Origin of the sequence: Treponema sp. OMZ 906 (genome assembly GCF_024181185.1) — a bacterium.
In the GTDB taxonomy this organism is placed as follows: domain Bacteria; phylum Spirochaetota; class Spirochaetia; order Treponematales; family Treponemataceae; genus Treponema.
On sequence record NZ_CP051196.1, the window covers coordinates 1,954,609 to 1,980,729 of the forward strand.

General features: G+C 43.9%; 26 protein-coding genes and 1 other RNA gene. 4 read left to right on the plus strand and 23 right to left on the minus strand.

Features of this window, described 5'->3' with window-relative positions; genetic code table 11:
• Nucleotide 1 precedes the first annotated feature (1 nt).
• The 10 genes from E4N69_RS08785 to E4N69_RS08830 form a co-directional block, all read right to left on the minus strand.
• Complete coding sequence (locus E4N69_RS08785) at nt 2-1,036, minus strand: rod shape-determining protein (RefSeq protein ID WP_162663952.1); 1,035 nt, start codon at nt 1,034-1,036, stop codon at nt 2-4.
• A 16-nt stretch (nt 1,037-1,052) separates the two neighbouring features.
• Nucleotides 1,053-1,985 carry a tetratricopeptide repeat protein gene (locus tag E4N69_RS08790; RefSeq protein ID WP_162663953.1) on the minus strand — a complete coding sequence of 311 codons (933 nt, stop codon included), beginning with the start codon at nt 1,983-1,985 and terminating at the stop codon, nt 1,053-1,055.
• A gap of 47 nt (nt 1,986-2,032) precedes the next feature.
• Nucleotides 2,033-2,377, minus strand: an RNA gene (rnpB, locus tag E4N69_RS08795) — RNase P RNA component class A.
• 17 nt (nt 2,378-2,394) lie between these two features.
• Nucleotides 2,395-3,219: a zinc ribbon domain-containing protein gene (locus E4N69_RS08800; protein ID WP_162663954.1), complete on the minus strand. Its 825-nt coding sequence runs from the start codon at nt 3,217-3,219 to the stop codon at nt 2,395-2,397.
• A 14-nt stretch (nt 3,220-3,233) separates the two neighbouring features.
• On the minus strand, nt 3,234-5,057 hold the full coding sequence (gene rpoD, locus E4N69_RS08805; RefSeq protein WP_162663955.1) for an RNA polymerase sigma factor RpoD: 1,824 nt from the start codon (nt 5,055-5,057) through the stop codon (nt 3,234-3,236).
• On the minus strand, nt 5,058-6,845 hold the full coding sequence (gene dnaG, locus E4N69_RS08810) for a DNA primase (RefSeq protein ID WP_162663956.1): 1,788 nt from the start codon (nt 6,843-6,845) through the stop codon (nt 5,058-5,060). It abuts the gene before it with no gap.
• A gap of 5 nt (nt 6,846-6,850) precedes the next feature.
• Nucleotides 6,851-7,870 carry an endolytic transglycosylase MltG gene (gene mltG / locus E4N69_RS08815; RefSeq protein WP_162663957.1) on the minus strand — a complete coding sequence of 340 codons (1,020 nt, stop codon included), beginning with the start codon at nt 7,868-7,870 and terminating at the stop codon, nt 6,851-6,853.
• A 3-nt stretch (nt 7,871-7,873) separates the two neighbouring features.
• Nucleotides 7,874-8,053: a hypothetical protein gene (locus E4N69_RS08820; protein WP_162663958.1), complete on the minus strand. Its 180-nt coding sequence runs from the start codon at nt 8,051-8,053 to the stop codon at nt 7,874-7,876.
• Nucleotides 8,050-9,018 (minus strand): MBL fold metallo-hydrolase, encoded by a 969-nt coding sequence (locus E4N69_RS08825; protein WP_253714104.1) that lies wholly within the window; start codon nt 9,016-9,018, stop codon nt 8,050-8,052. The genes E4N69_RS08820 and E4N69_RS08825 overlap by 4 nt, the downstream gene beginning before the upstream one ends.
• Before the next feature lie 8 nt (nt 9,019-9,026).
• Complete coding sequence (locus E4N69_RS08830) at nt 9,027-9,584, minus strand: YkgJ family cysteine cluster protein (RefSeq protein WP_253714105.1); 558 nt, start codon at nt 9,582-9,584, stop codon at nt 9,027-9,029.
• A gap of 100 nt (nt 9,585-9,684) precedes the next feature.
• Between E4N69_RS08830 and E4N69_RS08835 the strand changes: the two genes are divergently transcribed.
• Together E4N69_RS08835 and E4N69_RS08840 are read left to right on the plus strand one after the other, a co-directional pair.
• Entirely contained in the window at nt 9,685-10,047 is a 363-nt protein-coding gene (locus tag E4N69_RS08835; protein ID WP_253823596.1) for a DUF488 domain-containing protein, read from the plus strand.
• Between the two features lie 81 nt (nt 10,048-10,128).
• Nucleotides 10,129-10,548, plus strand: coding sequence for a thioesterase family protein (locus tag E4N69_RS08840; RefSeq protein WP_162663960.1), 420 nt, complete (start codon nt 10,129-10,131; stop codon nt 10,546-10,548).
• Between the two features lie 35 nt (nt 10,549-10,583).
• On the opposite strand, the gene E4N69_RS08845 is transcribed toward E4N69_RS08840, so the two are convergent.
• Entirely contained in the window at nt 10,584-10,757 is a 174-nt protein-coding gene (locus tag E4N69_RS08845) for a hypothetical protein (protein ID WP_162663961.1), read from the minus strand.
• Nucleotides 10,758-11,238: 481 nt separating this feature from the next.
• On the opposite strand from E4N69_RS08845, the gene E4N69_RS08850 reads away from it, so the two are divergent.
• Both E4N69_RS08850 and E4N69_RS08855 read left to right on the plus strand, forming a co-directional pair.
• The gene (locus E4N69_RS08850; protein WP_253823597.1) at nt 11,239-11,982 is read left to right on the plus strand and encodes a hypothetical protein; all 744 of its coding nucleotides are present in this window, start codon (nt 11,239-11,241) and stop codon (nt 11,980-11,982) included.
• Nucleotides 11,983-12,067: 85 nt separating this feature from the next.
• Nucleotides 12,068-12,994 (plus strand): SAM hydrolase/SAM-dependent halogenase family protein, encoded by a 927-nt coding sequence (locus tag E4N69_RS08855; RefSeq protein WP_253823598.1) that lies wholly within the window; start codon nt 12,068-12,070, stop codon nt 12,992-12,994.
• A 252-nt stretch (nt 12,995-13,246) separates the two neighbouring features.
• Here the strand turns inward: E4N69_RS08855 and E4N69_RS08860 are convergent, their stop codons facing one another.
• The 12 genes from E4N69_RS08860 to E4N69_RS08915 all read right to left on the minus strand — a co-directional run bounded on the left by E4N69_RS08860 (nt 13,247) and on the right by E4N69_RS08915 (nt 26,119).
• Entirely contained in the window at nt 13,247-13,453 is a 207-nt protein-coding gene (locus E4N69_RS08860) for a hypothetical protein (protein WP_253823599.1), read from the minus strand.
• Between the two features lie 74 nt (nt 13,454-13,527).
• On the minus strand, nt 13,528-14,244 hold the full coding sequence (locus E4N69_RS08865) for a potassium channel family protein (protein ID WP_253714111.1): 717 nt from the start codon (nt 14,242-14,244) through the stop codon (nt 13,528-13,530).
• Nucleotides 14,245-14,288: 44 nt separating this feature from the next.
• Nucleotides 14,289-14,906: a DedA family protein gene (locus tag E4N69_RS08870; protein ID WP_253714112.1), complete on the minus strand. Its 618-nt coding sequence runs from the start codon at nt 14,904-14,906 to the stop codon at nt 14,289-14,291.
• A gap of 12 nt (nt 14,907-14,918) precedes the next feature.
• Nucleotides 14,919-16,937, minus strand: a complete 2,019-nt coding sequence (locus E4N69_RS08875; protein WP_253823600.1) for an NAD(+) synthase — start codon at nt 16,935-16,937, stop codon at nt 14,919-14,921.
• A 48-nt stretch (nt 16,938-16,985) separates the two neighbouring features.
• Nucleotides 16,986-18,089, minus strand: a complete 1,104-nt coding sequence (locus E4N69_RS08880; protein WP_253714114.1) for a hypothetical protein — start codon at nt 18,087-18,089, stop codon at nt 16,986-16,988.
• Nucleotides 18,086-19,210, minus strand: a complete 1,125-nt coding sequence (ispG, locus tag E4N69_RS08885) for a (E)-4-hydroxy-3-methylbut-2-enyl-diphosphate synthase (protein ID WP_253823601.1) — start codon at nt 19,208-19,210, stop codon at nt 18,086-18,088. Before ispG ends, E4N69_RS08880 begins: the two co-directional genes overlap by 4 nt.
• A gap of 11 nt (nt 19,211-19,221) precedes the next feature.
• Nucleotides 19,222-20,376: a tetratricopeptide repeat protein gene (locus tag E4N69_RS08890; RefSeq protein WP_162663968.1), complete on the minus strand. Its 1,155-nt coding sequence runs from the start codon at nt 20,374-20,376 to the stop codon at nt 19,222-19,224.
• A complete protein-coding gene (locus E4N69_RS08895; RefSeq protein ID WP_253823602.1) occupies nt 20,376-21,593 on the minus strand; it encodes a hypothetical protein in 1,218 nt (405 codons plus the stop codon). The genes E4N69_RS08890 and E4N69_RS08895 overlap by 1 nt, the downstream gene beginning before the upstream one ends.
• Nucleotides 21,593-22,747: a tetratricopeptide repeat protein gene (locus E4N69_RS08900; RefSeq protein ID WP_253823603.1), complete on the minus strand. Its 1,155-nt coding sequence runs from the start codon at nt 22,745-22,747 to the stop codon at nt 21,593-21,595. The genes E4N69_RS08895 and E4N69_RS08900 overlap by 1 nt, the downstream gene beginning before the upstream one ends.
• Nucleotides 22,744-23,373 carry a ribulose-phosphate 3-epimerase gene (gene rpe / locus E4N69_RS08905; protein ID WP_253823604.1) on the minus strand — a complete coding sequence of 210 codons (630 nt, stop codon included), beginning with the start codon at nt 23,371-23,373 and terminating at the stop codon, nt 22,744-22,746. The genes E4N69_RS08900 and rpe overlap by 4 nt, the downstream gene beginning before the upstream one ends.
• A gap of 94 nt (nt 23,374-23,467) precedes the next feature.
• Nucleotides 23,468-25,495: a hypothetical protein gene (locus E4N69_RS08910; protein ID WP_253823605.1), complete on the minus strand. Its 2,028-nt coding sequence runs from the start codon at nt 25,493-25,495 to the stop codon at nt 23,468-23,470.
• A gap of 24 nt (nt 25,496-25,519) precedes the next feature.
• The gene (locus E4N69_RS08915) at nt 25,520-26,119 is read right to left on the minus strand and encodes a DJ-1/PfpI family protein (protein ID WP_253823606.1); all 600 of its coding nucleotides are present in this window, start codon (nt 26,117-26,119) and stop codon (nt 25,520-25,522) included.
• Nucleotides 26,120-26,121: the final 2 nt, after the last annotated feature.

A 26,121-nucleotide genomic window follows, 5' to 3' on the forward strand; every position in this document is an offset into this window, starting at 1 on the left:
ATTAGCGGTTTAAGCTCTCATACAAACTGCGGTTTCCCGACATATCCTTATACACGTCATAGTATAAACCTGCGCCGATAGCCACACAGTCCATAGGATTTTCCGCAAGAATGACCGGAACGTGCGTTTCCTTAGAGATGAGCTTAGGTAAACCCTTCAGCAAAGAACCCCCTCCAGTCATAACGATCCCCCGCTCTACAATGTCAGCGGCCAGTTCCGGCGGTGTTTGTGCAAGGGTCGTTTTTATCTCTTCTACAATTTGAGTAATCGGTTCCCTCAATGCCTCGCGCACCTCAACCGAATCGATTTCGAGGCGACGGGGAAGTCCGGTAATTGCATCGGTTCCTTTAATTTCTACCCGTTCCATATTCTTTTCAGGGAATGCATTACCGATTTCAATTTTAAGGCGCTCGGCAGTCTGTTCTCCGATGATAAGGTTATGCACAGAGCGGATATGCTTAATGATGGCCTGATCGAATTCATCGCCGCCGACACGGATGGCATTGGTAACGACCATACCGAGCAGCGAAATAACCGATACTTCCGTTGTACCGCCGCCGATATCACATACCATATTACCGGCAGGTTCGGTAATTGGAATATTGGCGCCGATAGCCGCTGCGAGCGATTCTTCAAGCACTTCAACGCTACCCGCACCCGCTTTTAGAGCACTTTCATGCACGGCGCTGCTTTCCACATCGGTGATGCAGCTCGGAATTCCGATAACCATACGCGGCTTAATGAGCCTATGTCGTGGTAATATCTTGGAAATAAAATACCGGATCATTTTTTCCGTCGTATCTTTATCTGCAATAACACCGTCTTTGAGCGGCCGTATTGCGATGATATTTCCCGGTGTTCTCCACAGCATCCGTTTAGCCTCGGCACCAACCGCCACGACCGATTTTGTTCCGCGTTCTACGGCAACAACCGAAGGTTCATTAACAACAATCCCCTTCCCCTTTATATAGATAATAGTATTACAGGTTCCTAAATCAATACCTATATCGGCAGAAAATCTTTTAAAAAAGCCCATACCCCGAACGTTCCTCCTATTTTATATTCAATTTTGCACGCGTTTCCGCATGTATGGGATTAAGTCGTATCGCAGAGCGCCACTCATACCGCGCCTTAATCATATCACCCTGCATCTCATGTATCAGCCCGATACCGTAATGAGCATCCGCAGAGTTCACGTCTTTTTCAAGTACAAGCTTGAACTGCGCCAAAGCCTCTTCCGGTTTATTCTCCTCTAAAAAGAGCAATCCAAGCTGATTTCTGCACCGCACTTCCAACGCAGCATTACCGGTCTTTTTAATTGTTTCAAAAAGATAGAGCTTTGCATTCGGTATATCGCCCTTTTTTTTATAATTTTCCGCTACAGCATATAATACGAAGTCGGAAGGGTTTGTCGCAAGCGCTTGTGTAAACGCTTCTATCGCCTTATCGGTATCGCCTAATAAAGAGGCAGCCATACCGCGAAACTCCGATAAATCGCTCGCCTCGATACCGCCCGCATAGGCCTCATCCAAGTATTTTACGGCGAGATCGGCATAGTAGTAGCCTTGTTGATAATATGCCTTTCCGAGCACATACGCAATCTTAGGAATATCCTTATCTTTAGTCAAATAAAGTGCACGGCGCAAGTGTACAACAGCTGCTGTAAGATAATCCGCACCAATGGATAAATCAGTCTGCTCGGCAAAAAGGTAATACGCCGCAAAACCGTGCAATGCAAGCGCAGTTCCATCCATCGGGCGCTTCTCTAAAATTTGAGCGGTTTCAGCATATACTCCCGCATAATCTTTATTTTCCCAATGGGTATACACCGTATGCATCGATGGCACACGGAAATAGCGCGCCCTATAGACAGTAAAAAAGAAAAGAGCTCCCGCAACGATAAGCGCAACGCACAAAAAAAGAACGACATATCTTCCGATATGCGGTTTTGAGGAATACTGTGTCTTACCGTCGTACCTTTTCATACGTTTCTAATTAATATCCTTTCATACAGAGATACTCCGTATAAATAAAAAATAGAGAGCCATAAGCCGGATTCTGTCTGCGAACAGGGTAACCATCTATCTTATTCCTGCATTACTACAGTAATTTCCGCAATCAACCCGTAAATAAAGGATCGGATATCCTTTACTATTCAATTTTGCTCCTGATGAGGCTTGCACTGCCGCTCCGTTACCGGAGGCGCGGTGGGCTCTTACCCCGCCTTTTCACCCTTACCGTTTTACCGGCGGTTTATTTTCTGTTGCGCTGTCTGTCGCCTGTATTTTACAATACAAGTGCCCGGCCGTTAACCGGCATCATTTCCGAAGGAGTCCGGACTTTCCTCCGTATACCACGGCGGTTACCGGCTCTCTATCCTTTTATACCAGTAATCTAATCTTCGCTATTGTCCGATTCAGTCTCATCATAGTCTGATGAATCATCCAAATCGGCTAAGCTTCCCATATCCACGTCGTCAAAAATCATATCTTCAGCAGAATCTTGATCACTCTCTTGATAATATAAAATTCTACTGCAATAGGGGCAGTACATAATATTTTTACCTTCCCGTACTTCGATGGCAAATTGAGCTGACAGGATCATGTGACAACCCATACATACATTACCTTGGACAGGAACGATACCGATACCTTGCTTATTTTTAATAATCCGATCGAATTTAAACAACGTATCGCTGTCGAGATCGGGAGCAATCCGCTGCTCACCTTCAGCAAGTTCAGCCAGCTCATTCTTCTTTTCGGCAATTTCTTTTTCAATCATTGCTTTCCGCTCATCGAGTTCCTGCTCCTGCTGTTTAATCAATGCCTCTTCGTTTTTAATCTCTTCGTCAAGGCGTTTATGATTTGCTTCATTCTTTAATATCTCTTTCCGCAGCTCGGCTTCTTTTTTAGTAGCATCCTGAATTTCTCGATCAAGGGCATCATATTCTCGCTGGGTAGTAATACCATCCATACCCTTTTCAGCACGTTCCCGTTTCTGTTCGGTTTCAAACAGTTCTGCTTTCAATGTGCCAATTGTTTGCCGTATTGCCTCGTCATCAGTATTCTTTTTAACATAATTGGTTTTATACCGTGCCAACAGCTCTTCCTGCTTTACCAATAGTTGAGGCGCTTCTAAAATCTCACTGTCAAGCTGATTCTTTCGTGCAAGAATATCCTGTAACTCACGCAGTTTATCAAAAATCTCCGCTGTAACCATCGTCGTTCACTCCCCTATGTATCCAAATAATCTTTTAACTTGCAACTCTGTTTGGGATGCCGGAGCCTGCGTAATGCCTTCGCTTCAATTTGGCGGATACGCTCACGCGTTACATTAAAGTACAATCCGACTTCTTCCAGCGTCAGCGCATAGCCCTCGTCAAGGCCGAACCGCATTTTAAGCACTTCTTGCTCTCGCAACGGCAGGCACGACAATACGCCACGCAGCTGTTCTTGCAACAAAATGTACTCTGTCAAGTTGGACGGATTTTCGACATCCTTATCTTCAATAAAATCGCCGAGCGAAGAATCTTCTTCCTCGCCTATCGGCGTTTCCAGTGAAATAGGTTCACGCGCGACATTTTTAACCTGCTTAACCCGCTCGACATTCCAGCCAAGCTGCGCGGCGATCTCTTCATCGGTAGGCTCTCTGCCGAACTTCTGCATCAGCTGCCGCGATTCGCGGGTAACCTTATTGATCTGTTCAATCATGTGTACCGGCACACGGATGGTTCGCGCCTGATCGGAGATGGAACGCGTAATTGCCTGCCGTATCCACCATGTCGCGTATGTCGAAAATTTATACCCTTTACGGTATTCAAATTTTTCAACCGCTTTGATCAAGCCGATATTACCTTCCTGAACCAGATCGAAAAAGTGTAATCCTCTATTAGTATATTTTTTTGCGATTGATACGACCAAGCGCAGGTTTGCATTGATAAGCTTATCCTTCGCTTTTTTTAACATTGCATGACCGTGGCGAATTTCTTTTGCCAGTGCGATAATATCTTCTGTAGGCGCTTCAAAATCATATTCGATCTTCCGCACTTTACGAATAAGCGTTTGAATATGTGTATAAATATCGCGGATATCGTTTGCCGTCATACCAAGCTCTTCTTCCAGCTTCTGCCGTTCACGAGGAATGGCAAGTCGCTTTCCAAGCTTTCGTAAGTCGGAGTATGCCCGTATGCCGAGCTGACGTTGTTTCTTTTCGCGCCGCCGCCGATACTCCCGTATCTTTCTTGCTGCCTCCAAAAAATGATCCGAAATTTTTTCAATTTCTTCCGTTTGGAACTCAATTTTTTGTAAATAATTAAGAATCTTTTTCCGTGTTTTTTGAAGATCTTCATCATCTAAAAAACTGGCGAGCGTCTCTTTATCGTATAGTTTCTTTTTTAATAAGATATATGCTTTTATATCGGAATAGATGGGTTTTAATTGTTCGCCATACGATTGACGAAGCCGTTTTTTTTCAGCATCTTCATAGCTTAATTCCTTGCGCGGCTTATTGTTTTCTGAAGAACTGATTTTTGCAAAAGCTTTTTGAGCGATCATCTGGACTTCGGAAATGAGCACACCGGAGTTTCTTATCGCATTTTTGATGATATTCTCACCATCTTCCATCGCTTTTGACAGAATAACTTCCTGCTCGGCCGTCAATAAGTTTTCTTTACCGATATCACGTAAATAGAGTTTAATAGGGTCATCGACAATTGCTTCTCTATCATTATTCAAAAGCTTCTTATGCGTTTCTTCGGGTTTTGGAAATTCGGGGGCATTTCCAGGTTCGAGTTCAGCCTCTTCAAACAGCTGCTCCTCGCTTTCGAGCTCTACTTCATCAAGCTCATCTGCAAACACATCGTCCGTTTCTTCAGATGCATCATCAACTACTTGGATCTGCTCTTGCTCAAGCATATCCAAAATTTCATCCATCATAGCCTCGGATGAAGTTATTTTTTCAGGCAACAAATCGGTCAGTTCATCCCACGTTAAAGTTTTACGTTCCTTCGCATGGGCAATCAACTTTATAACAATAGGATCTTCAGAGATATCTATCATTTACATCGTTTCCTTTAATTCTGCAAGAGCTCTGTCGATATGCAGCTTCTCGTTCAGCAGGTCATTGGCATGCCGAATATCATCAATACTGCCGTTTTCATGCACTGCTTGCAATTTACGGATTATGAGTTCCTTTTGCCGCTGTAAAGCGTTTTGCTTAATATAGTAGATACCGTCATACACCAGTTTATCGGGATTTTCTGCAAACTCACCTTTAATAATTGCACCGCTTACGGCATCTCTCAACGTTTCTGAAGGACAATGCGCTAATAAGCTGTCGTACGTATTTGCATCTGCGCGATAACATTCTTCTAATACAATAAACAAATCCTTTGCAGCAGGATCCTCAAAATCATCGGAAGTCAACTCTGCCCGCATTTTTTTAAACAGATGAGGATTTGCAGCTGCTGCGAGCACAATCCTCAGCTCCGCGGTCATTTTAAGCGTAACGCGCTTTTTTATTTCACTTTTTCGTGTAGGCGGTACCCGTTCTTGTTTTTGGTCATACTGTATATAATCAGTGAATAACGCTTTTGAGCTTATACCCAAGTCCGCCGAAAACTTATGTATTGTTGACTCTTTTTGAATATCGGATTCCAGCACCTCAATATAGGGGAATAGGAAAGCTGCAGCTTGAGCCTTTCCTTCGGGACTCACTACATCAAATTGCCTAACAGCAATTTGAATAAGATAATCACTGTCTAAAATAGCATTTTTCACCAGTTCCGTCAAGCTCTCGGCACCCATATGCGCCAGTATCTCGGCAGGATCCTTCCCCCCCTTTATCATCAACACCCGCACATGCAAATGTCCGGCACGGCAAAGTTTGATTGCCTTGTATGTTGCCTGTTGTCCTGCAAAATCGGAATCAAAAGAAAGGATAACCGTATCGACAAAGGACTGAATAAGCTTTACCTGATCTTCCGTCAAAGCGGTACCCAACGGAGCAACGGCATTAGTGATACCCGCTTGGTGAAAGGCGATAACATCCATATACCCTTCGCAAAAAATGACCGTTTTTTCTTTTCTGATCTGTGCAAGCGCTTCTGAAAATGCAAAAAGGGTTTCACCTTTTTTATATTGCGGTAAATCCCCAGTGTTAAGATATTTCGGTCCATCACCTTCCAAAAGCCGCCCTCCAAAAGCGACTGGCTGACCGTGCCGATTACAAATTGGGAACATAATTCTGTTTGAAAAAAAAGAAACTCCGGGGTAGTTTTTAGAAAACAACCCCGATTTCGCTAAGAAGTCTGCGGAGTACCCTTTTGTCTGTAAAAATTTAAAGAGCCATAACCGGTCAGCCGGCGCATACCCGAGGTTAAACTGTTCGATCATTTCGGGACTTACAGCTCTCCCCTCCAGATACCGGAGTGCGGCAGCCCCTTCAGGAGTGTTCAGCAAAAAATAATGAAAGGTACCGCTCACTCTTTTATATAATTCAAGTAAGGTTTCTTTAAGTGAATCTTCCGGCGCGGGACTATAACCCCCTTCCGCATACATAACCGGGATACCGGCACGCTTAGCAAGCACTTCTACCGATTCGGTAAAGGACAGTTTTTCCATCTCCATAACAAACTTGATGGTAGACCCGCCTGCGCCGCAACCGAAACAGTAATACATTTTTTTATCAGGGATAACGTGGAAGGATGGTGTTTTTTCGCTGTGAAAGGGACAACAACCCCACCAATCATGCCCACGCTTTTCCAAATGGGTATAGTTTTCGACGAGCGACACCAAGTCGGTATGATTATTGACCGCATCGATCGTTTCGGTGGTAATTTTTGCCATCGCGGTCAGCGCCCCGCAGCTCGTTTTAAAATAATCGCACCGGCTTTTGTATGTTCCGTTAAATTTTTGGTAAAAATATGTGTACCGGTATCCACATCTTCCAAGCGAAAGTAGAGGTAATCACTTTTTTCGGGATTACAAGCCGCGTACAATGCTGTCATACCCGGATTGGAAATCGGCCCCGGAGGAAGTCCTCGCCATTTATAGGTATTATACGGATGATCTATTTCCAAATCTCTATTCAATAATCGCTCGGGGTGAGGTTTATGCTGCACCTCAGTCAGAATGTATTCGACGGTAGCACACGATTGCAGTCCCATGCCGATTTGCAGTCGATTTGAGAAAACCCCCGCGATTTTTACCGCTTCTTCCGGCACACGGTATTCTCGCTCTATAATACTTGCTAAAATAACCGTCGCATAACGTTGAGCGGGATCCTTCGGAAAATGGGGAATATCGGCGGTTTTATTGAAGAAATTATCGAGCATTGTCGCTATGACACGTTCTGCCGTTTCGTTATATGCAAAAAAGTAGGTGTCGGGAAATAAGAAGCCTTCGGCGGAATCGCCGAGAATTCCGTAAGATTGCAGCAAAGCTTCGTTTTCTGCTGCGGCGAGGAAATCACCAGCAACAACAACATGCCGGTCTTCAAGGATTGCTGCCGTTTTTGAGAGTGTCAGTCCCTCCGGTACGGTAACCTTGATCAATTCTTGTTTCCCTGCCTGTAAATAGGTGCAGAGCGTGGGCACCGACCAAGCAGGAGAAAGTTTATATGTCCCTGCTTTAATTGATTTATTAGAAAAACGAAAGTATAGATATGTCGGATACTCAAACCGGATAAGTCCGGCTGCTTTTAAATCGGCAGCGATTGACCGTGAAGAAGTACCTCGTTTAATAGTAAAAAGTTGTTCTGCAGGGTTTGCATCAAAAGAAGCAGGCCGATAAACAACAACAGCTGCTGCTACAATAATAAGGAAGAAACATATCGGTATAATTATCATCAAGAAAAGATATTTTTTTTTCATATACTATCGATTACCATAGAGCTGTTCCGCTTCACCGATGGTAAGACTTCTATAAATATACTTTTCAGCAAAAACATTAAATGAATACAGCTCATCGGGCAGCGGAGAATTCTTCCTAAAAAAAGAAACAAGCGCTTTGAGTTCGGAATCCGAAAATCGATAAATCGGCTGTTCATCGTTCATAGGTATAAATCCGTTCCTTCAACTGCGCTGAATATTTCAAGCTTATCGGCACCGACATAGTCGCAGTAATGTTGAGCACTCGATTGTATCGCAAGGATCTTTTTATCGTTATACGTCGGTTCATGATGAAAAAGTGCTAATTTTTTAATGCCCCATGAAGTGGCAAAGTCAATAGCAAGGGAGAAGGTGGAATGCCCCCAGCCTATTTTCTCGATGGAATCCGTCATTGTATACTGAGCGTCGATAATAAGCAGTTCTACATTGCTGTAAAACGCGATATTGACATCGTTTTTTTCAAAGTCTTGAGGACGAAGTTCCGTATCGGTCGAAAAAATTACCTTTTTTTGATTATCAAAAATTGAATATGCCACACAACCGCCCGGGTGACGTACACGATGCCAACCTATGCGGGTATTACCGATATGGATATACGGTTCATCAGCAGCAATACAACGAAATTCAAACTTTGCAGTAAATCCACCTTTTTTTCCGAACATCATAACCGGGAAATACGGCCATTTCATCTGCTCTTCCAAGAACTCTCGCATTTTAGGACGAGTACTATACACAATAATCGTATTACGAGAATCATACGCAGGGCCGAAAAAAGGCAAGCCCTGCACATGATCCCAGTGAAAATGGGTGAAAAAGAGATGATAGGTTTGTGGCCGATCAAAATAATCAAATCGATTTTGTAAATTAATCCCTAATTCACGGATACCGGTGCCTGCATCAAAAATGAGATGATTTCCCTCTTCGGTTTCAACTTCCACGCAGGTAGTATTTCCGCCGATAGTCCCAAAGAGCCACGGCGGTAAAGAAGCGATAAAACGTTCCCGAGCATCTTGATCGATAATATCTTTTTCGGTTATCCGTTGGACAACGGCAGAAATTTTAGCTTGAATTTGCGCTGCGCTCAATGGAGTTGCAATCGAGCCGCGGACGCCCCAAAAATGTACCCGCATACACTCCTCTATTTTTCGGTGAAATCTCTGCTTTCTCCGGTTTTTTTTCGTCGAATGGCAGGGAATTGTTTTGCAGTATCGAGCAAGTCTTGGATTTCTTCCGCCGAATACCGTTTACCGCGGTTTATTCCCGAACAGCTGCGGGCATTTGCACTCCAACGCTGTTCATTTCCAAGTAAATAATCCCAAAATGGATATGAAGAGCATTGAAAAGGCCGATAATTATATGCAATACAGCCATTATTCCATAAAATACAATCGTAATTCGGAAGTTCCTTTAAGCAAAGATACTCGTATCCGTCTCCTTTAAGTACCCACCGGCAATACTTTTGAATAAGGGCAGGTCGTTCGAGCGATGCCCATGTCTGCAAATTCCTGAGATCGCGAGGAGACAAATACACAAATCCCGGATCATAACGACAACATGCCGAACATTGATTGCACGAAAAGCATAAGCCACTTTCCCAAAATAATCCCTGCTGCAAAAAATACTCCATTACAATTACCTTATTATATATGAAAAATCGTGCTGTTTCAAGCATTTTTACCGGTGTTTTTACCGACATAAGTTAAACTTATTCAGAGCAAACACACCGAACGCTTTTCACAATTAAGAATTGTTTTACTCCGATAACCTTGTTATACTACTTATATGGAGGTTCTATTATGGGAACATTATATTGGAAACGGATATACGAGCCGACTGAACCACAAGACGGATTTAGAATATTAGTCGATCGACTTTGGCCGCGCGGCATTACAAAAGAAAAAGCAATGCTTGGGGATTGGGCGAAAGATATTACACCGTCATCGGATATACGACAGGCATATCACAGAGGAGAAATGAATTATGAGCATTTTTCTGCTTTGTATGCAAAGGAATTAGCAAAGAACCCCGCTGCACCGGCTTTTCTTGGAAAAATAAAAGAAAAATTGCGAACCGGTAACGTTACGATACTGTATGCTGTCAAAGATCCTACGGCAAGTCATATTCCTACGTTACAAACATTTATCAAAAAAAATATATAAAGGGAGTATAGGACGTCTCTAAAAAAATGGAGTCTAAAAAAATTTCCTATCGTTTACAGCTATCGCAATATGGAGGAGTATATGGAAGTCGGAATTAAGGGAGACATGAGTTTTATTGTTACAAAGGAAATGCTGGCGAGTCAGGACGGTGACGATACACTGGAAGTTTTTTCAACGCCAAACATGGTTTTAAAAATTGAAAGAACTGCAGCGCTCAGTGTATTGCCGTTTTTAGAAAAAGGATATACGATGGTCGGCGTAAAAGTCGATATCGAGCACATTGCGGCAACGCTTGAAGGAATGAAAGTGTATGTCCATACCGAACTGATAGATATCAGCAAAAATGGAAAATTTTTAACTTTTAAAGCAGAAGTATCGAATGATCGGGGAATTATAGGCCGCGGTACCCATGTACGGGCAATCGTCAATAAAAAATATTTTATGGAAAAACTTTGGGCGACTATACATAATGATACGCATTCCATATCCTGTGGCATTTGACTTCCATACCTAATGAGTCCGTTCTTCTTTTTAAATCAGCTGTACAACAGAAAGCCGCCGCTTAAAGTATCTCCGCTGCGGTTGACATCGATCAGGGTAAACGCATCAGGTCGTTTTTTTAACACCCCCGCGGAAAAATTGAGACTATTCGACCAGAACTGCCAAGGATGGCAGTAGTTCCATACAGCAGCGATGTTTTGTGCACGCACAAAACTCGCCTTCAACTGTTGTACACGGATGTACAACAGTTGAAGATGGTTCAAATGGTCTCACAGTCTCAATTTTTCCACGGTTTTTACCTACTCACCTGATGCGTTTACCCGTCTGCTGGAAAAATGTGCGAAATTTTATTTCCTTAAAATGCAACAGTTGAACAAAATATGAATTTTGGAAACTGTTGCATTCGTGCGCTAAAAGCGCACACATCAATACGCAAGTTTTCGAAAGAAAACTTGACGGTTAAGGTGAGCGGCGTCATTGTAGCCGCTCACCTTATACCTATGAAATTTCGCACAGAAGGAAGGCAACCTCTGAAAATATTTTATAATGCGGTTGCCCTGTGACATCGATGCAAAGACCTTGCATTAAGAGGTGGTTTTCCGTACAATTCGGCATAAAAAGATATGCTAAAAACTGTATTTGACATCATTGTCGATGTAGTTTTTAACCCAAGTTTTTATAGGAGTTATTATGAAACGTATTATACCCCTGTGTTTACTGATTGCAACGCTCGGTACTGTATTTTTGAGCGGCGCATGTGCCTCTACGCCAAAAAAGTATGATCCCGATTTCCTCGGTAATTACCCTGTGCAGTCGTTAGGCGTACTGCATCTTAATATAGTAAAACGTTATTCCAACGATTTACTGCCGCGCGATATCAGCTTTGTTTTTGAACCCTCGACAAACACTGTTAAATTTCATCATAAGATGATGGGAGATAATATTTGGATTTCCTTAAAAAAGAAGGAACGTGCACTTCTACGGGAGGCCATTGCGCAATACCTCACAGCTTTTGCCGATAAAACGCTGACTCCCGAAGGGGCAAAGAAAAAGGGAGCATTTGGAAAGACTGATATCTTAATGACATGGGGACTATTCGGTAGCGCACATGAAGCATATCCGACTCTGCGGTTTGATTATCAGTTTATTACTCCGCATCGGCCATACTTCATTCTGGCCAATGCGACAACTCGGGCAGACGACGGCGCTAACTGCCCTGCAATACGGATTGCAATTTCACCTGCACAATGTCAGGATGTTTTAAAAGCATTGGACGAACCGGCTCTCTTGCAGCTTGTAGAAGAGTTAAAAGCCGACTATGACAAATACGATGAATTTAATTCAAATACATCAGCTGTAAAAAACATAGAGAATACTCCCGAAGGAAGCGATACACCTGTAAAACAGGAAGAGGTTTCTTTTGATGAGTTTTAAAACACTCATCAACTGATGGACAAAAATGTCCATCAGTTGATGAGGCCAAGTTTTTAAAAGAAAACTTGGCTTTATAGGAGGGTTTATGTGCAATAAAAGGTTATTCGGTTTAGCTGCAGCAGGTATGCTGATAATCGCAATCGGTATTTCCGGCTGCGCGGGAACGCCCCGAAATTCTCGGCCGTTGGTATTTCAGACTGACTTCGGATTAAAGGACGGCGCGGTTTCCGCAATGAAGGGTGTCGCTTTTACGCAATCATCTACGATTCCGCTGTATGATCTTACCCACGAAATACCGGCTTACAGTATCTGGGATGCAGCGTATCGACTCTTTCAGACGGTAGAATACTGGCCTGCAGGCACAGTCTTTGTATCGGTAGTTGACCCCGGTGTCGGTACCGACCGCGATTCGGTTGTCTTAAAGACTAAAACAGGTCACTATATTGTTACTCCTGATAATGGAACGCTTACACTTGTTGCAGATCGGCTTGGAATTGCAGAAGTCCGTTTAATCGATGAAGCGGTGAACCGCCGAAAAAACTCAGAAAAGAGTTACACCTTCCACGGACGTGATGTATACGCCTTTACCGGTGCGCGGCTCGCAGGAGGAATCATCAGTTTTGAACAGGTTGGCCCCGCAAAAAAAGAGATTGTCCGTCTTCCTTACGAAAAGCCCCGTTTTGATAAAGGTGCACTATTAGGAACCATTCCTGCCCTCGATATCCAGTATGGGAATGTGTGGACAAATATCAGCCGTGAAACAGCGGATGCATTAAAATTAGCCGTCAATGATATCGTACAGGTAACGGTATTCAATAACGGAAAACAAGTATACACCGGCTCTATGCCGTATGTGAACAGTTTCGGTGATGTTCCCGATGGAAAGCCGCTGCTGTATTACAATAGCCTTGATTGCTTATCGATGGCATTGAATATGGACAATTTTGCATCCGTGCATAAAATCGAATACGGCGGCGAATGGACTGTAAAGATTACCAAAATTACAAAATAACACCCTTTTGAAAATATAGGGGCTGTCCAAAAACTTGAAAGTCTACCGGCTTTTTCTGTAAGGAAATAATTCATCGTATCCGCTCACACGGAATCGCTAATCAGTTTTTGGACAGTTTCCGTGCAGGAATACCATCTGCCGTGCTTTGCGGGTATTCCGCTGTTCGCAAGCGGCATTACCGCGCATTTCTTTTGGCCGTATGCAGAGCGGAAAATTAACAGACTCGAAATTGAGATTAAGAAACTATAAGTCTTATGCCTTTTTTCCGTGATAATTATACCGAAATCCTGCACTGAAATTAATTATTTCCGGTATTCCCGGGATAATGGTAATGGAAACATCGAAATTATCATTTACTTTAACATTCGTTTCAATTTCGTCGGCATACCAATAAAAGAGGTGTTGCCAATCTTCACCTTTTGTTCCCCCCCCCCTTATAGGACTCTGAAGAAGGATCATAATTAGGTAATTTATACCAACTCCGCTTATATAAAATGGAGCTGAGTGTCAATATATCTTTCTTAACCTATATTTTAAAAAGGAAAGCGCGGAAAGAGCATACGGAAAAGGCTTGCATGTTCTTTTTTATGTAAGTCTTCTTTATGATGAGAAAAAACAAAAATATGCTCTTCCGAACCTGCTAAGAGGAGAATATCATCTGCGGCAAAGCGATAGTCCGGTTCAATAAATTCAAAACTTTCACAGTCTTGCTTTCGTACCGCAACAACATTAAGACCGAGTTCTTTTCGTAAATTTGCTTCAAGGAGCGTCATGCCGATATATTTTTCATTAATGCTTACTTCCGCCAATGCAAGCTCAGCTGAAATCGGCATAAAATTCAACAACAAAGTTGAGGCCAACATCGGCATAACTCGCTTTGCTGCTTCTCGATCGGGGAAAATCACCTTTGTTGCCCCAACCATGGACAGCAGATTCTCATGTTGGTCGGTTTCAGCCTTTACAACAATCTCTTTAATACCAAGCTGCTTTAAATATTTGGTTACCATCAGCGAAAGTTCAATCCTTCCGCCCAGATCAACAATAGCAGTACCGATTCTTTGAGGAATATTTTTCCGGAGACTCTCTTCATCGGTAATATTCACGACCGAGCCTTTAACAGCCTTGCCTTCATACTTTTTAATAAGATTAGGATCTTTATCTATAATGATAACTTCATCGGTAAAATGGAGCAGTTCTTCCAACATACGGACACCGAACGCACCTAAACCAATAATTGCGAATTTATTCATACCGCCTCCTCTTTACCGATGAATATCTAATTCCTATAAGTAAGTCATTCGGCGCTGTGTTTCTTTTGTGAAGACTTAAAAAATTTTTCCGATCGCATAACATAAATACTAAAGCCGATAAAAAGCAGTAAAAGAACAATTCCGATAATCTTCATAAAATGACTGCCCCTTTGCCCAAGAAAGTAGACCAGCCAGAATAAAGCCGAAATATTGCAAACCGCTGCAATAGCGTCAAAAAAAGCGAACTTATAAAACGGAAAATTAACAAAGCCGGATGTCATTGAAATAATATTGCGTATACCGAAAGGAATAAAACGCCCGAATAAAAAAGTTAGAAAGCCGTGCCGTTCAAGTGCATTGGAAATACGACTTATATTATTTTCGCTTATCAATTTTGAAAAAAATTTCCCCGAAATTCTGCCGTGCCCTAAAAGCCATCCCCAAAAATAGACAAGATAATCGCTGATCACTGCACCGAAATAGAGAGCAGCATAAAATGATGGAATGGACGCCTTCTCTTGTCTGCAAAGCAAAGCAGCAGTAATAACAATGATATCCTCCGAAATCGGCAGGTTAAAACCTCCGAGAAACAAGCTGATAAAAATAACCAACGGAAAATAAGAAATATACTGTCCTATCCACGCGGCAATTGTTTGAAACATTAAAAAGATATATCACACTTCCGACAACTTTTCAAGTTCGGCAAGCCATACGGCAGCATTCATATCGCTCGGCATTTGCCATGCTCCCCGCGGAGAGAAACTGCCGAATCCTACCTGCACGCCGTCGGGAGCACAGGAACGTTTAAACTGCTGAGAAAAAAGGCGCCGGTAAAAAATACGCATACAGCCGAGTATCTGCTGACGGTTATACCGCTGCTCCGTAGAAAAACAATGCTCCGCAAGCAGAAGAATTTTTGCAGGACTGAAATCCGTGTGCAGCAGATAATATAAAAAGAAGTCGTGCAGCTCATAGGGGCCGAGTATGTCCTCGGTTTTTTGCGTGATGACTTGTTTTTGGGCAGGAAGTAGTTCGGGACTGATCGGCGTATCGAGAATATCCTGCACAATAGCGCGGAATTCGGTATGCTTATCGGCATCCGGTAAAAATACCGACGGATATGCCGCAACATAGTCGATGCAATGGCGCAACATAGTTTTTGGGATCCCGGCATTGACATTATACATCGACATATGATCGCCGTTATACGTTTCCCATCCGAGCGCGGATTCGGAAAGATCCCCAGTCCCGACAAGCAGCGCCCCAAGCTGGTTTGCTTTATCCATCAGAATTTGAGTTCGTTCCCGTGCCTGCGCGTTTTCGTAGACCGTATTGCAGAGATCTGCGGGGTGCTCGATATCCGCAAAATGTTGCAGCATCGCCTTTTCTATAGGAATGGTAAGAACGGTACAGCCGAGTAATTCCGCAAGTTTAAGCGCATTGGATTTGGTTCTGTCCGTTGTTCCAAAGCCGGGCATGGTAATTGCCGTAACCGAATCGGCTTTCTGACGGAGCATTCGCGAAGCGAGTATCGCAATAAAGAGCGCCAATGTGGAATCCAAGCCGCCGGAAATCCCAAGCACTGTCTTTTTACAACCGGTGTGGTACAACCGCTTCGCAAGTCCGCGCGCTTGGAGCTCCGTTACCTGTGAGAAAAAACTTTCCCATGCTTGCTCGTTATTTTGCACCGCAAGCGGAATGAATGGATTGGGATTGCGCGGACGAACAAGTAGAACCCCTCGGGAAGGTATGGCAGGAATGACAATACGGCGGCAAACCGATGAACTACGACCGAGACTGGAGGGAGCCTCGCAATCCATATCTGCAAGAGTAATGGCAGCTTCGTCTTCATAGCCGGAAAAATTGAAATCGCCTGTTTTATTAAAAGAAGACAGTTCAAACCCGTTTGCCGCCGCAAGCAGTTCACCGTTTTCGTAAATGCCGCGCTCGCCCGCACAGACAGTGTCGGTTGAAGACTCCCCCCAACCGGCGTTGACAAACAGAACCGTATTCCTTTCTTGCTTTGATCGGGCTGCAGCGCTGCGGCAAAGTTCCGTAAAAGACCCCGCGAACGAAGCCTGTGCGAGCGGTTCAATGTATAGCGCCGCTCCGGTTACCGTTAGGGTGCTGCCCGTCGCCGGAGAACCGTCTTTGATTCCGGCTTGACTTTGATTTTGTATATTTTTTGGGCTGCCGATTACAAACGAAAATCGGCTTTTTTCTACTTCAAACAGCAAATCGGAACCGAACGGAATAGCCGTATTTTGCAAACCGGTAAGAATTGTCGAAGATTCTCTTCCGCTATATACGGAAAAAACACGGGAGTGAGCGGTTCCATCCAGCGGTACAATGCCGTAAATAGTTCCTCTACTGAAGACAGCAACAGCACTGTAGATATTACCCGAAAAAAAGAATGGAAAACCAACCACACCGATAATCGGCTCCATGGAGGTTTGCCGGACGATATACGCAAGCCGGTCTTCTGCAGCATTCAGTAATGACCGGTGTTCGAAAAAAGTGCCGCAGCTGGCGGATGTTAGAGCCAATGCGGGGAATACGGCAATATCGGCTCCCATTTCGGCGCTTTTCCGCAATGCACCGATAATCCGTTCGGCATTACCGGTGCAATCGCCAACTGCACAAGGAGGAACTATCGCAGCAACCCGATAAAATCCGTAGTCGTGTATATTCATCTTCCACCTCCCCGGTTTTACTGCTGCCGATGCAGCAGTGCTTTTCGTTTAAAAAGTTTGAGAAAGCCTGTAAGTTGCTTCCTTTGCATACGTAAAAGAAGGACAGCTCTCCGACAATTTGTGATAGAGATCATTTGCTTGTACGACAAATCCCTGCCGGTACAGCAAATCTGCAAACTGCAAAAAGACATTCCAAATTTGCTTGGTTTCCGTCCATTGTAAGATTTCATTATTTGTGCCGATTCTCTGCAATAGATCGGAAAAGTTACTGTACGTATACATAAAATCAGCTTTTTTCAAGGTGTTGCTTAAATACGTAACGGCAATATCGGCGCCGAGAAGCGCAGTTCTAAATGCGCGATCGTATTCTTCGGCACGAAGATAAATATCGGTCAGTTCAATATAAGCACGAAGCGCTATATCATTATGATGCCGATATAATGAAAAAAACTTTTCAACCGTCTGTTCATTTTTAATCGTATGGATCATCGCCCTCAATGTAGGACTTTCTACATTGGTAGTTCCATACACCGGATCTTCCGTTAAAATAAGGAGGAGGTATTTTTCCTGATCGTCATACTGCTTTAATAAACCGGAAATTTGTGCAAGCGAATAAATAATTTCAAACCGCATATCGGGGATGTATAAAAATTCTCTCGCTTCCCATGCAGATTGATAAAATCTGCGGGACTGAGTAAGCTCTCCTTCAAGCTCATAAACCTTCCCGATAAGATAATCACATTCAGGATAGACATCGCTCTTTTTTAACCATGTAAGTACTGCAGAAATCGACTTATCAAAATAAGCAGGAGGATGAATAAGAAAAATTCTATCAAGAATTGCACAGGCTTCATAATCCTGCCGCTTTTCCAACACACGGTATACATCCGAGATAAGATCACCGGCAGCCCTTACCTGATGCGGTTTAAGTGCGGCAAAAAGATAATCATATTGAGCGGTTACCTGTGTTTTATGCATTTCCCGCGCTTGCCTGAACAAAAGGAGAGCCTTGCCGAATTCCCGTCCTTCATACGCAACCTTTCCTTGCTCAAGCAGATGCCAAGGGTACTCCAACGAGTCAGTCGATACTTTTTGTGCATACAGAAACGCACTGATAAGGATTGTAAAACACGCTATTACTAACTTTTTCATAAACTCCTCAGCTCCTTTTCAAAGGCTGCATCGACAACCGTATTTTTTTCCGTTTCCGTCAAGCCTTGTATATCGATACGCTGAACGATAACGCCCCGCTTAAACAACAGGATAACGTTTTCCGCACCGGTAATCCCGATATCGGCAAATTTTCCCTCGCCCGGCCCGTTGACAACACATCCCATCACCGCAACAGTCAAGTCTTTCTTTTCGGCAAAAAGCCGGTGCTGCCAGCGTGCAACGAACCCGTGAACATCGAAACCGTTACGGCCGCAGCGCGGGCACGACACCAACCTGATACCGCCTTTCCGTTTACCGCATTCCGTCAAAATTTCCCGCGCTGCAATAACCTCATTTTCCATAGTATCGGAAAGGCTTACCCGCACGGTAGCGCCGATATTCCGTTCAAGCAGCTTTGAAAATGCGAGCGTACTTTTGACAATGCCCGAAACCAAAGGCCCCGCCTCCGTAACACCTAAATGGAGCGGCGCAGTGGATTCGGCAGCAAACAGTTCATTGGCAATGACCGTCTCGTTTACGGATGAGGCTTTCATCGACACAAGGTACTGCGTAAAGCCGTGTTTATCGAAAATCGCCGCTTCCCGCTGCGCCCCGGCAACCAATGCGGCAGCCCTCGCCTCCTCTGCATTACGTCCTTCGCGGATTTCCTGCTCCATACGGTTCCGTATATCGGCGGGGAGAGAGCCGCTGTTGACACCGATGCGGAGTACGGTACCGGTATCCTGTGCTTTTTTAATGACCGCGCTTACCCGATCTTCCGTTCCGATATTTCCCGGATTGATACGTATTTTTGCAGCACAGCCGTCCATACAGCGCAACGCAAGCCGATAGTCAAAGTGAATATCGGCAACAAGCGGCATCGGCGTCATTTCAGTAAGCTTGACAAACGCTTCGGCACTTTCGGAATCCGGTACGGCAAACCGGAGAATGTCACAGCCGAGCTGCTCCAATTCGGCAATTTTCCGTGCCGTTTCCTGCAAGGTATCTCCGCTCAGCGGCTGTTTCCACATAGTCTGGATAGCAATAGGACTATCACCGCCGAGCTCAATACTCCGAACGCTGCCCTTGCCGCCTATCCGTACTTTTTCCGCCGTATACATATTTTCTCCAATCAGCGCTTGTTTTCTGGTACTTGGCTTTGATGAATACCGGCAGCTTTTAAAAAAAGGATACCGCCCCGCTGCTGGATTTTTCCTAATACTTCTATTGGGCGTTCAGAATCTATCCTGACCGAAAAATTACAAAAGATAGGAACAACACCTTCCAACTGAATACGCTCGCTATACCCTACCAAAAGATCGAAGCTCGTATTGTCCCCATCGGATTGTATATTTGTTGCACGTCCCGACCAAATTGTCCAGCAATCAAGATAAAGCGGAATATCAGCTCGTACCTCGCTGTAGGATGGAATATCCCGAACAGTATCGAAGCCAGGTTTCGCAAAATAGTCCATTAACAACCGCGCCTTCTGTTTAATCGAATGGGCGGCGTTCGAAGACAAAATCCGGTTAACTTCAATTTGCGCCAGGTTATCCCGTGAATCCTGAAAATATTTCTGTGCATTCCGATATGCCGCAAGCACCTCTTTTTCCGAAAGCATATACCGATACGTCCCGCCCGTATCAATCGGACGCGCTTTTTCATCCGACAGCAATGCGAATGCCGAGAGATCAGCCCTATTATTATTCTGTGTCCGCAACGACAGAGGAATTTTTATCAATACCATTACTGCAATCACCGCAACAAACGCAGCAACTACCAAACAGGCAAACAAGATTATTCTTTTTTTAATATAGGACTGTACACCTGGACGAGGATAAAACTTTTTTATTTCACCCGATTGAACGGCATCTCCTATTGCCTCCGGCGTGTTATGAGTTCGAATAAACTCCAATCCGCTGCGTGCCAATTCATGGTTAGGATTATACTCAATCGCTTCCAGATAATAGTCGATCGCGCGTGCGGTGTCGCCTCGCCGTAAAAACAGCACAGCCTGCGCACATAGCAAATCGGGATCAGTCATTTTAATTTTCCGTGCGCAAGCCAAATAATCAACGGCGCCGCCGATATCCCCGGCATGTAAACAAGCAAGTCCTAAATACAGATAAAAAGGAAACGATTTATTAAATGATGCATTATACACAACATCTTTGGTATCGCTCGATACAACGTATTGCGTAACGTGCGGCTCCAATAGATTAATAACCTGTTGATAATTCCCCTTGACAAATTGTTTTTTTGCTTGTTCAAGAATCGATGACGGCATTATTGTTCCTGCATAGCCTCTATTGCGTTATCTACTTCTACACGTAATTTAGCAATCTCTTCCGTGGATAATACGTCAGACGACTTTTCAAGTTCTGCAATCCTATCCAGCAGTTCCTGCACATACCGATAATCTTTCTTTGGTTTCTCGGATTTTGTCGGTTGTACCGATGTATTCCGTTCGGTAACTTGAACAGTGTTAGGCTCCCCTACTGAAGTCGAAGAAACAGAACTATCCACCGACTGTGCGTTAGGATCAACAGGTTGAGTTACGGGAGCTGCTCGGTAAACGGTGGTAACGGTCAATTTACTAGGAGGTGCAGTAACCGGTAGAGCTGGCTCCCCCCCTGCCTGTTGGGTATATGCCGAATATGCTGTTACAGTATCAGCTGCATTCCGATAATCATAAAAGCCGATGCAGTTTGTAACACTGAAAGTCTCTTTATTGAGCATCTTCTTTTCAGACCATACGTATAAAAGCCCGGGATCGGAAAACGCATACTTACGGAATGATCTGCCACTTACGTAAGAGGGTAGCCACTTCTTTGTTACCAGCCGTTCCCAATTTGCAATATACACGGCTGTCGGTACCGTCATATATTCATTTCGTAAGAAAAAAAGACAGGCATATCCTCTATCCGCAGAAAAGATAACGGAATCTTTTTCCAATACCGGCTGCAACATCAATTCTGCTCCAACTTCGCTGCGTAAGTCCGTATACAGCGGAACAAGGTTTTTTTCACCTAACGAAGTGTCAAATAAAGCCTTTAAACCGATATCAGCAATATCCCCCGAAATATTTTGAATTTCGGTTACGATTTTCAAAAGTTTCCCCGTTGACCGCTGTTTTGAAGATACAAACGAAAAAGTTTGCGTCGCCAAAAAATCCATGCTGATTTGGAACATGACCGTTATCTCATTTTTTGACTGGCTAATAATAATTTTCTTTCCACTTTTATTATTGAGGTGGAATATCTCCCCATTAAAAAGCACTGAGTAAATATTTACGGAAGATTGAGAGCGGTCATCATACAGCGGCTCATACGCGCGCGCATCCTCGGCTTTTGAATGATATAAACAGAAATTGCCCGTGTTAGGGTAAATGACCAACTTTAACGGATCGCTGATCATTTCGACTGTATTTTCCGCCGCAAATAATCCACTCAGCAGCCACACCGAGAGGCATAATAGAATCATCTTTTTATTGGGTTTCCACATTATTTTGCTCCTTTCATATGCTGTTCATAAAGTTTTTCCAAGGTTTGGGCGCGAGCCTTTAGTCCTGCCAGCTCCTGACGGCGCTTTTCAAGTTCCTGCTGCTCGGCTTCTTTTTGTTGCTGCTCAACCTTCTGCTGTTGTTCAAAAGCTTGCTGCTGTTCCCGTATACGCTGATTTTCTTGTTCTTCAGCAATAAGAGAAAGTGCTGCAGAAATTTCATTAATTTTTTTCTCCAACGCTGTTAAACGGCTAACAAAGTGTTCGATCTGTTTTCCTTCTTCTACTGTTGCTAATGGAGAAGTCTCTGTAACCGGCGCCGCTTCCACGCTGTCGGTCGGTACAGCAACCGCTGTTTCAGTTGTATCGGGTTCGCCGGCATCCGTGGTAGTATCGGTAGTATCTGCAGCAACCGTTATAGCAGCTTCATCTGCAACCAGCGCATCTTCGGTATTGCTGTCCGTAGTGTCTGAGGCAACCGAAGCGCTTGATTCATCGGATTTCGGGGCTGCTTTATCGGGTTCCGGCTCCGGTTCGGCGTCTGCACGTGTTTTTTCGGCTTGTGCCGATGCGGAATGGGCTTCATTCGCCATCTGCAAAAGTTCTTCTCGAACCGACTGTTGATCAATAAGCACAATTTTATACCGCGCTTCATTAACCTTCCCCGATTGCGGATAGTCTACGATGACTTTACTAAAAATTTTGCGGGCTTCGGTGTGATTCCCTGCTGCATAAAGATTTTCGCCTATCCAATAATAAGCAGACGGAATTTTAGGATGATCGGGATACTTTTCAATAAACCGATAGAGGACATCCAATGATGCCTCATAGCTGCCGGATAAATATAGAAGCCGTCCTTTTTGATAGTTCACCTCGGCAGCGCGTTCATCTGCGGATGCACTCTCCAAAAATGTATCGGCATAATTCAATGCACGTTGATAATTTTGTGCAGAGGTTTCAGACATTACTAACCAGTATAATGCCTCAGTACGATTATTCGGATCTGCAGTGGTAAGCACCCGCTCAAATGATGCCGTTGCAGTAGTCCAATCTCCGCGGCTGTATGCATCTAAACCGGTTAGTAAATCATCACTATCGGCAAAGAGATTGCATATACCAAAACACACAAGATAAGCCAGTATTAATTTTTTTTTCATTTCTTTATCTCTCCGGAAAAAAAAGATGATCCTGACACGATAACATCGGCACCGGCATTGCATACAGCCGGAAGCGTTTCCGCATTGACGCCGCCGTCAGCGGAAATTAAATAGCGGTAATCGTACTTTTCACGGTGCTCATACAACGTTTTGATCTTTTCGAGGCAGCGGGGAATCATCGTTTGTCCACCGAAGCCCGGATTAACCGTCATCACCAACACAAGATCGACAAAAGGTAACACCTCATCTAAAAGATGTACAGGGGTCGACGGCACGATACTCACGCCGGGTTTCATACCTGCTGCACGAATTTCCGTAATAAGCCTATGAGCATGCACTGCCGCTTCAATATGAAACGTGAAATAATCTGCTCCTACCGCTGAAAAATCTTTTACAAAATCTTGAGGGCGGGAAACCATCAAATGCACATCAAAAGGAAGGGTGCTCTTACTCCGTAGACTACGCACAACGGGAGCACCGAACGTTAAATTCGGTACAAAGACTCCGTCCATCACATCAAGATGCACCCATTGACCTCCGTTTGCTTCAATAAAATGTAATTCTTCGGCGAGCCGTGAAAAATCTGCACTCAATAAAGACGGCGCTAATATAAACGATGCCCCCATCGTCTTAAACCCTCCCATAAAAAGTCAAGAAGAAAATCCAATATCTCGATTACAATATCGGATTTTTTTCAAAATTCTGAACCGGCCATCGATACTAAGAAAAAAATGAACTGCGAAATGACCTCATCTTTATGATACCGGCAATCGAAATTCTTTCTTTATATTGCGTGTCATCTTCCTGCATCACCAAGACCGCATCATGATCCGTTTTCTCAATTGCAATAGGGATACCCATAATTATCCGACGTCCGGAAACTCCATCGATCGACACCTCCAAACGACTGTTGTCGGCAATCGCAGTTTCTGCAAGATGGATTTTTCCTAAAAAATCAAGCCCCGAAATCTCTCGAACTTCGTTGTCTGCCACTGCTCCATACAGTTGTCCTTTGGTAATAATCAGCTTTTTTGCAATTTTTTCTTTCAAGCTTTGTTTATTATACTGATCGATTGGCATCGTATCTACAACAGCTTGCAGTTCCCGAATATATTCATAATAGTTCTTTTCCTGTTCACATTGAACTGCATACCATTCCTCTGTTTTCTTATCGAATCCGCCAAGAGCGGAATGCCGGTGTTCAATAGAAGAAAATCCAACAGTAGTATACCGTCCCGTAGCACATGGGGTATAAAAAGTTACATCCAGACCGGCAGACTTAATCATCGTACGCACCGAATCCAAATCCATCTGTTTTATCAAATAAACACCGTCAGCTAATTCCTTATAGATAATATCCTGCAACCCTGCATTTTTCTTAAAAAGATTCCGTTTATCCTCTGCAACGGTTATCACAAATCCATAATACAAACCGACAGCGGTACACTGCAAATACCATTCGGAAATACTCACCTTTATATTTTGAGGAAGTTTCCCACCGGAGGCTTCATCAAGTAATGCGATCAGAACTTTATCGGTACTGCATCGCTCAAAACAGCGCAAACAAGCTGTCCGCGTGATAGTAAACCGACCGGTTGTCAAAATAGATATCGGTTCCATACAGCTCAGTACCGGAAATATACGCCAAAGAGCGGTAAAGGGCAACATAGTTATTTCGAATGAAGGAGCAGCAATCAATGGCTGCTCTACCGATTCTTGGTTAAAAGAAGCTGCATTCAGCTGCCAATATTCCCCGACCGGCAGCAGAAACTTAAGCATTTTGAGCGTATCGATCATACGCTGTTCATCCTCGATCATCATATCAGGAAAAACTGAGGCATCTCCGTTTGCTTCGACATGTAAACGCAAGAATAAAAAATCAAAAAAGCGCTTCAATGTGATATCATCATATACACCACAGGGATCGAGCGACGCTAAAAAATCCGAAAAAAATTGCGCCCGTTTTTGCATACTATCATGGCGTGCATGGCCGTACACTGCGGCGATAATATACATCTTTCGATCAAAGGGTGTCCGTTTAAAAAACTCCTCCCATCGGCCTTGCTGCGGGATAAGGCTTGCCGACTCAGCTATTAGCAAACCAAGGTTTCGTAAGCCGATACAGAGCGTTTTAAAAGCACCTATATCTGTTACGGTATCCTGAAAAACCGCTTTAAGCTGCTTTTCGGCTCTTACTTTAAAAGCGCCATTCATTTTCAGCACATCGGTTTCTTTGAGGAAAAAGGTGTAGAGTCCCGCCAATACGATATCATCACAAAGTATAGCCTCACTCTGTGGTTCTTTTTTCTGCTGTGATAAAAAAAGTAAGCGCGAATCTAACAAAGGTTCGACGGACTTATACAAAAAAGGATTAATACTATAGTTGTTAATTACTCTGTCGTAATCGTCGGTATAACTGTTTCGATAGAGAATAAGCCGCTCTTCCAGATTAGCTAGCCGAGTCTGTAACATGGTTTCAGAAGATAAAAATATCAACAGAGCCCCGCGGTTAGGTAACGGTAGCGTATGAACGGCTGTTAAAATCAACAGATCGAGGCGGTCAAGACCTCCTATCATAGTTTGCTGTGTTTCTGCCTTCGACAAAAAGCTACCAAGGCTTTCTACGAGGCGTTGCTTATTAAAGGGCGTTTTAATTTCCCCAAGATACAGACGCATTAAGAGAAAAAATGTCCTTTCGGGAAGCTGCAACATCGCCTCTTGCCAATCTTGATAGCCGCTTATCTTCATTGTATTATCAATATATATACCGCACTATCGGGCGACGATTGAACTTTTCAGCTCAGCAAGTCTTTTTTCGCCATACAAGGCATCCACCAAGGTAAAAGCGAATTCTTCAGCAGCTCCGGCTCCACAGGCAGTAATAAATTGACCGTCACGAATGATACGCGCGCCCTTTACAGGCTGCGTCGGTAAATCTGCTCCCATACCCGGATAACAGGTAAAGCGTTTCCCCTCAAGCAAACCCCATCCACCAAGTGCAAGTGCCGGAGCCGCACAAATCGCTGCGACTAATCCACCGTGCTTTACCGTCTCAGTTATAAAAGAGCGGAGCTCAGTATTTTCACTGAGCGTACGACTGTTTGGAAGTCCGCCAGGCAATATCGCCAGTGCAGTACTAGCTGCCAATCGCTCGGCATTTTCTTTCGCTTCGACACCCCTTCCAATAAGTTCGGATAACGCAATGTCGCAGGTAACAGTCAATCCGCGCGACGAACGAATGACATCTGCATCAACTCCGACTAAGGTCAAGTCAGTTCCACAGCGACGCAAATAATCGAGCGGTGTAACTGCTTCAACTTCTTCAAATCCGTCCGCGATGAATAAAAAAACTCTTTGCATTGTATCTCCCATTG

Excerpts from the sequence above, each read along its gene's own strand:
- E4N69_RS08880 (WP_253714114.1), bottom strand. The coding sequence starts at position 18,089 with ATGAAAAAGTTAGTAATAGCGTGTTTTACAATCCTTATCAGTGCGTTT.
- E4N69_RS08785 (WP_162663952.1), bottom strand. The coding sequence starts at position 1,036 with ATGGGCTTTTTTAAAAGATTTTCTGCCGATATAGGTATTGATTTAGGA.
- E4N69_RS08820 (WP_162663958.1), bottom strand. The coding sequence starts at position 8,053 with ATGAACGATGAACAGCCGATTTATCGATTTTCGGATTCCGAACTCAAA.
- rpe (WP_253823604.1), bottom strand. The coding sequence starts at position 23,373 with ATGGGGGCATCGTTTATATTAGCGCCGTCTTTATTGAGTGCAGATTTT.
- E4N69_RS08890 (WP_162663968.1), bottom strand. The coding sequence starts at position 20,376 with ATGCCGTCATCGATTCTTGAACAAGCAAAAAAACAATTTGTCAAGGGG.
- E4N69_RS08860 (WP_253823599.1), bottom strand. The coding sequence starts at position 13,453 with ATGATCCTTCTTCAGAGTCCTATAAGGGGGGGGGGAACAAAAGGTGAA.
- E4N69_RS08840 (WP_162663960.1), top strand. The coding sequence starts at position 10,129 with ATGGAAGTCGGAATTAAGGGAGACATGAGTTTTATTGTTACAAAGGAA.
- rpoD (WP_162663955.1), bottom strand. The coding sequence starts at position 5,057 with ATGATAGATATCTCTGAAGATCCTATTGTTATAAAGTTGATTGCCCAT.
- E4N69_RS08835 (WP_253823596.1), top strand. The coding sequence starts at position 9,685 with ATGGGAACATTATATTGGAAACGGATATACGAGCCGACTGAACCACAA.
- E4N69_RS08855 (WP_253823598.1), top strand. The coding sequence starts at position 12,068 with ATGTGCAATAAAAGGTTATTCGGTTTAGCTGCAGCAGGTATGCTGATA.
- E4N69_RS08865 (WP_253714111.1), bottom strand. The coding sequence starts at position 14,244 with ATGAATAAATTCGCAATTATTGGTTTAGGTGCGTTCGGTGTCCGTATG.
- E4N69_RS08825 (WP_253714104.1), bottom strand. The coding sequence starts at position 9,018 with ATGCGGGTACATTTTTGGGGCGTCCGCGGCTCGATTGCAACTCCATTG.
- dnaG (WP_162663956.1), bottom strand. The coding sequence starts at position 6,845 with ATGGCAAAAATTACCACCGAAACGATCGATGCGGTCAATAATCATACC.
- E4N69_RS08870 (WP_253714112.1), bottom strand. The coding sequence starts at position 14,906 with ATGTTTCAAACAATTGCCGCGTGGATAGGACAGTATATTTCTTATTTT.
- E4N69_RS08915 (WP_253823606.1), bottom strand. The coding sequence starts at position 26,119 with ATGGGAGATACAATGCAAAGAGTTTTTTTATTCATCGCGGACGGATTT.
- E4N69_RS08910 (WP_253823605.1), bottom strand. The coding sequence starts at position 25,495 with ATGAAGATAAGCGGCTATCAAGATTGGCAAGAGGCGATGTTGCAGCTT.
- E4N69_RS08800 (WP_162663954.1), bottom strand. The coding sequence starts at position 3,219 with ATGGTTACAGCGGAGATTTTTGATAAACTGCGTGAGTTACAGGATATT.
- E4N69_RS08900 (WP_253823603.1), bottom strand. The coding sequence starts at position 22,747 with ATGAAAAAAAAATTAATACTGGCTTATCTTGTGTGTTTTGGTATATGC.
- E4N69_RS08895 (WP_253823602.1), bottom strand. The coding sequence starts at position 21,593 with ATGTGGAAACCCAATAAAAAGATGATTCTATTATGCCTCTCGGTGTGG.
- ispG (WP_253823601.1), bottom strand. The coding sequence starts at position 19,210 with ATGTATACGGCGGAAAAAGTACGGATAGGCGGCAAGGGCAGCGTTCGG.
- E4N69_RS08875 (WP_253823600.1), bottom strand. The coding sequence starts at position 16,937 with ATGAATATACACGACTACGGATTTTATCGGGTTGCTGCGATAGTTCCT.
- E4N69_RS08850 (WP_253823597.1), top strand. The coding sequence starts at position 11,239 with ATGAAACGTATTATACCCCTGTGTTTACTGATTGCAACGCTCGGTACT.
- E4N69_RS08790 (WP_162663953.1), bottom strand. The coding sequence starts at position 1,985 with ATGAAAAGGTACGACGGTAAGACACAGTATTCCTCAAAACCGCATATC.
- mltG (WP_162663957.1), bottom strand. The coding sequence starts at position 7,870 with ATGAAAAAAAAATATCTTTTCTTGATGATAATTATACCGATATGTTTC.
- E4N69_RS08830 (WP_253714105.1), bottom strand. The coding sequence starts at position 9,584 with ATGTCGGTAAAAACACCGGTAAAAATGCTTGAAACAGCACGATTTTTC.